Annotated in this window: 3 protein-coding genes; 2 read left to right on the top strand and 1 reads right to left on the bottom strand. The window is 46.4% G+C overall.

Going from position 1 to position 5316, the window contains the following annotated elements:
- On the bottom strand, positions 1 to 2988 hold a 2988-nt coding region (locus RM811_RS12210; protein WP_402524560.1), incomplete at its 3' end, for a hypothetical protein.
- 416 nt (positions 2989 to 3404) lie between these two features.
- Between RM811_RS12210 and ribF the strand changes: the two genes are divergently transcribed.
- The gene (ribF, locus tag RM811_RS12205; RefSeq protein ID WP_402524558.1) at positions 3405 to 4340 is read left to right on the top strand and encodes a bifunctional riboflavin kinase/FAD synthetase; all 936 of its coding nucleotides are present in this window, start codon (positions 3405 to 3407) and stop codon (positions 4338 to 4340) included.
- Between the two features lie 18 nt (positions 4341 to 4358).
- Positions 4359 to 5316: class I tRNA ligase family protein (locus RM811_RS12200; protein ID WP_402524556.1), on the top strand; the 958-nt coding region annotated here is incomplete at its 3' end.

Below are 5316 nucleotides of genomic sequence, written 5' to 3'. Positions count from 1 at the left end.
TGGCTTCTTTTTCAGTTGTTTCTCTTTTTCAGTTTTGTTTTTACGATCATGGCAGGCCTTCTCCGCTTGTTTTTTGATCACGTTCAATACGTTGGTGAAGAAGGCTTTGTCCAATTTCGCTTCATACTCCCTCTGTACCTGTTTTATTTTGTCAAGGCGGGTTTCACATTCAGTAGTAAGTTCACGAATAGCGGCTTCCAGTAGTTTGAGCGAGTCACTCCCGGGTATGCCTTCCCTGATAATATTACTGATGCCCTCAAAAACCGGCATGCAAACACGTAGCACCTTGTCAGGGCACTCTTGTGACTTTTGTCCTTCTTGGGCAAGTGTTTCTCCGAGTTTTTTGATCAATGCTTTACAGAACGTAGCCAGACGAACTAAGCGTTGCTCGTCTTTCTGGTTGGCTGGTAAGAACATTTTATTATCTGAAATGGTCTTCAGCAGGCACATGGAAATATCCAATAACCCACGGTATAGCAAGGAATTCTCCAGTATTTTTAATAAAGTTTTCTCCAGCTTTTCAGGAAGACAGTCAATGATTTTTTTTTCCTGAACGGTGAGTCCTTCAAAAGTCAGTGATTGTTTTTTTTGTAACAGAATCAAATTTTGAATCATTTTTTTTTGCAGGAGAAAGCAGCATGACTCTGCAGTCATTATATATTCGTCCCGAAATTCTGGAAGCTGTTGATGTATTGTCTCAGTGATATTAAACAGGCTGTTCAGTGCGCCGAGCATACTAGAATCAATGTCATATATCTTATTACTATCTGTCATTTTGGCCAGTTTGTGCATAAGGTCACATACAAAGATTAAATGTGTCCTGATAGATTGTTTGGAAATATTCTCTGGTGGCTTTGGCTGACTACCGTCTACCTGCAGTTTGCCAATTTTTACGTCCAGACTTTCAGTCAGTGAAATGACACCGGCAAGAGTAGTCATGAAATGAAAGTTGCTGAAGTCAGCCAAAGCGTCCATATCAAGGATGTGAGGTAACTGTTTTTTTAGCAACTTGCTTGAAAGCTGCGGGTTACAATACAGTGTGGGCATTGGATTCAGAAAATCAGCTTTGAGCTCTAGCTGTAGTGGTTTGAAATAAGGGAGGAATAACATCAGAATCATTTCGATGTTTAAAATGTTATCGGCTGCAATATCTTGTAACGCTGTCTTTATTTTAGGGGTTTTAGCGCAATCTAATGTGGAAATGGACTTATTAACAAAGTAAGCAGACAAGCTGTTTATCATCAATTGTCTCTCTTTATACATTGGCACATTGATCATGGCAGCCACCTCACGTAGCCGTCGTGAATAGACGTGTATGTCTACAGTGCTTTCAGGTGGCGACAGAAGTTTATCTGGTGAATACATTCTTTCTATATCTTTTATCTCGGGTGTCTTTCCTTTATAACTATTGTTACGCAGTTCAGTATTGAGAGACTTAAGAGCTTGTTTCTTGCTTTGTGTTTGACCTTTTTTTTGGAGTTCACTGGCGTCGATATCAACAAGCAAGTCGCGCTTTTTCTTGAAATTGAATGTCTTCAGGTAAAGTAGGTCGAGTTCTTTAGGATGTTCTTGAGGCTCCTTCTTTTTCAATTTCAGGTTAAGTACCTCCTGAACCGAAATAGAAAGTTGCGCAACAGGTTTTCCCCTGGTTTTTTCTTTTGGCCTGCAACTGCCATCAGAGATAAATTCATGCACATCAGTGGATTCAACAGGGCTATCGGGCAAGACTGGTCTTTGTGCGATGGCTGATACCTCAGCTCCTTTGACTTCCCCGTCAGTACCGTGTTCTACGGTCTTTTTAGTAGCGACAGGTTCTGATGGTATTGGTGAGGCGGCTTCTGTTTGTCTTGTCTCATCTGCCACCATCCCGGAACTCTCATCATTATTCGCAGCAACCAGAAGCGTATTTGCTTTGCTATCAAGCTTATATTCTTGTGTGGGGCGGCTCGTGTTGTTCTCTGGTGTTTTGTCGACTTCCTTGCTGTCTGATCCCGGGCTATTGCTCCTGTGACGTTCTTTTAGTGGGCTGCTTAATCTTTCGGGGGGCTCCGGCGGCTTTTTGATAGTTGAAGGTGTTTTTTTACTTTCTTGATGAATTGAAGCAGTGGGTGAGTGAGGTTCGGACGGAGGTGTTTCCCGTGATTCAGTGGGGGAGGCCGAAGCTTCATTTGGTTCGCCTTTGCTATTTTTCAGCGGTGTTGAAGCTTCTACCACAGTTGTTGATCCTTTTGTTATGTTTTTTTTTTCAAATTTTTTGTTATCAGGTTGATTCCAGGTTTTCCCGGGAAAAAATTCTGCAGTATTTGGATTCAGGGTGGATGTGCCGGGATCAATCTTTTCAGGCTTTTTCCTTTCGGCGTTCACTGCGTCACGCTCAGGCTTCGTAGCTTCATATGCATAAGTTTGGTGTGGATCGATTCCCGTCATGGGGTATGCGGTCGTGGGTATTGCGATGTATGCGGGAGTCTGGTTTTGCGTTGTTGGGTAAGTTGTATTCTGTGGCAAAGAAGGCGGTGGCTCTGTATTTATTCGAACCTGACTTTCTGGCGGTTGGTCGCTGCTATTGGCCTGATCCGAGCGGTAGATAGGGTAACCTAAACAAGGATGTGGTTGTTGTGGCCTTCCCTGAGGGTTATGGAAACCTGCTGGATGTTGTATCTGTGGGGCATTCTGATTGAAGGGCGCCGGTGCTGCCTGAGGGTTATGGAAATCTGCTGGATATTGTATCTGTGGGGCATTCTGATTGAAGGGCGCCGGTGCTGGCTGAGAGGGTATAGATGTATTCGCTCCGGTGTATGCAAAAATGCGGGGTGGGGTTTGTTGGGAGGGGGATATAGCTCGATAAAATAGGTGGGTATGTGAAAAAGGTGGCTGGCGAGTAGGAATAAATTGTGTTCCATTAAATGCAGGAAAATTTGGATTGAGATTATTGTTAGGAGGGGGGGCGGCGGGTACTCTCGGGTAAATATAAGGACGAAAGTTCTGCATGAAGAAAACCCCTGAATTTGTTTAAGAATAGGTATGCCCTGATTTTGTCAGTTTGATTATAGATATTTTCGAGTAAACGCGAGCAGGGAGAGGAAAACTCTTGGTTAGCTTAAGGAAATATCGGGTATGTTTATCGGAATGTTTGGTTCTCCTGCCAGGACATTAATTGGGTATGTCCCTTACGGGGTGATGGTCACTGTTCTAAATTAAATACCCTCTTGAGAGGGTGGATTCTTTCTGAAACGGACATTTAAAGTGAGTCGTCAGGTTTTCTTTTCAACTCAGTGACCCTTGGAACCGGCTGGGGTATACTGCCCGGCTTCGTCGTTAAGCCAGCTCCGTCAGAATTGGCGGGCCTTGGTAAACACGGGTAATCAAAAGTTGAATACAGGAAGTAAGGGAGTCTGCGCCTCTCCATGCAGTTGATTCGCGGGTTGCACAATATCAGGCCAGAACATCAGCGATGTGTGGCAACCATCGGCAATTTCGATGGTGTGCATGTAGGTCACCGAACGATTCTTGAGGCCTTGAAACAACGGGCCTTTGAGCTTGACGCCAAGGTTTGCGTGATCACCTTTGAGCCCCAGCCCCGGGAGTATTTTCTGGCGGGCGCGGCACCGGCAAGGTTATCCAGCCTGCGGGAAAAGCTGGCGCTGCTGTCTGAGAATTATGTGGACCAGGTACTCTGCCTGCCATTTAATGACCGTCTGAGAGGGCTGGATGCCGATGCTTTTGTCCATCAGACTCTGGTCGAGGGTCTTGATATTCGCTACCTGATTGTTGGGGATGACTTTCGCTACGGTTGTGACCGAAAGGGCGACTTTAACCACCTTGAGTTAATGGGCGACCAGTACGATTTTGAAGTCTGTGATACCCGAACGGTCCTGATGCAGCAGGGACGGGTCAGCAGTACACGTATTCGGGAAGCGTTGACTGGTAATCGGTTGCAGGAAGCGGAGCAAATGCTTGGCAGACCTTTTACCATGATGGGTAGAGTGGTGAAGGGACAACAGCTGGGCAGAACGCTGGGGTTTCCTACTGCTAATATTCGGGTCTGTCGTCAGCGATTGCCCATACAGGGTGTATTTGCTGTGCGTACTCTGGTTGACGGACACTGTTACCATGGTGTTGCCAATATTGGTGTGCGGCCAACGGTTGCGGGCAGCAGTCCCCTGTTAGAAGTGCATATGCTGGATTTTAAGGGCGACCTGTACGGTCAGACGCTTAGCGTAGAATTCGTCGGCAAAATCAGGGATGAGCAGAAGTTTGAATCGCTTGAAGCCTTGCGGGCAGCGATTGCTAATGATATTGATACAGCCCGCAAGGTTTTTTTAACAAACAGCGGTGAGTAGAGATTCCGGTAAACAACTATGCCTTCTGATACGTCTTCTGAAAAGCCCGACTATAAACATACCTTGAATTTGCCGCAGACTGACTTCCCCATGCGCGGCAATCTGGCCCAGCGTGAGCCACAAATGCTCAAGCGCTGGTATGACATGGATCTCTACGAAGAAATTCGCAGGATCAGCCAGGGGCGGGATAAGTTTATTCTTCATGATGGGCCTCCCTATGCCAATGGCGATATTCATATCGGCCATGCGGTCAATAAAATCCTGAAGGACATCATTGTCAAAGCCAAAACACTCAGTGGCTATGATGCGCCTTATATTCCCGGTTGGGACTGTCATGGTTTGCCTATCGAACACAAAGTAGAAGGCATGCTGGGCAAAGCTGGTGACAAGGTTGATGTTAAAACCTTCCGGAAAAAGTGTCGTGAGTACGCCGCCAAACAAGTGGATGGCCAGCGTGAAGACTTTAAGCGGATGGGGATTTTTGGCGACTGGGATAATCCTTACCTGACCATGGATTTTCAGACGGAAGCGGATATTATCCGTGCCCTGGGCAAGATTGCTGACAATGGTCACCTGATTAAAGGTTACAAGCCGGTTTACTGGAGTGTTGTGGGTGGTTCTGCCCTGGCTGAGGCGGAAGTTGAGTATCAGGATAAAACCTCGACCCAGGTTGATGTTCGCTACGCTGCGATTGATGAAGCTGATCTGCTGAGTGCTTTTACTTTTGAGAATGAAGAAGGTAAGGGCGAAGTGGCGGTTGTTATCTGGACCACCACTCCCTGGACATTGCCTTCTTTTCAGGCAGTCAGCATGGGTGGTGAACTGGACTATGCACTGGTTCAGTGTTCGATAAATGGTGCTCCTGCCCGGTTGGTTCTGGCTGAGGCGCTGGTGGAAAGTGCCATGCAACGTTATGGCGTTGAAGATTACGCCATCATCGCCCGCGCCAAGGGTGCCTGTCTCTTATACACATCTC

This window comes from Endozoicomonas sp. (assembly GCF_031844845.1).
Taxonomy (GTDB): Bacteria; Pseudomonadota; Gammaproteobacteria; order Pseudomonadales; family Endozoicomonadaceae; genus Endozoicomonas.
The sequence above is the reverse complement of the archived record's forward strand: the minus strand, read 5'-3'. Positions and strand labels throughout refer to the sequence as shown.

Coding starts and splice junctions, on each gene's coding strand:
- ribF (WP_402524558.1), top strand. CDS start 3,405: ATGCAGTTGATTCGCGGGTTGCACAATATCAGGCCAGAACATCAGCGA.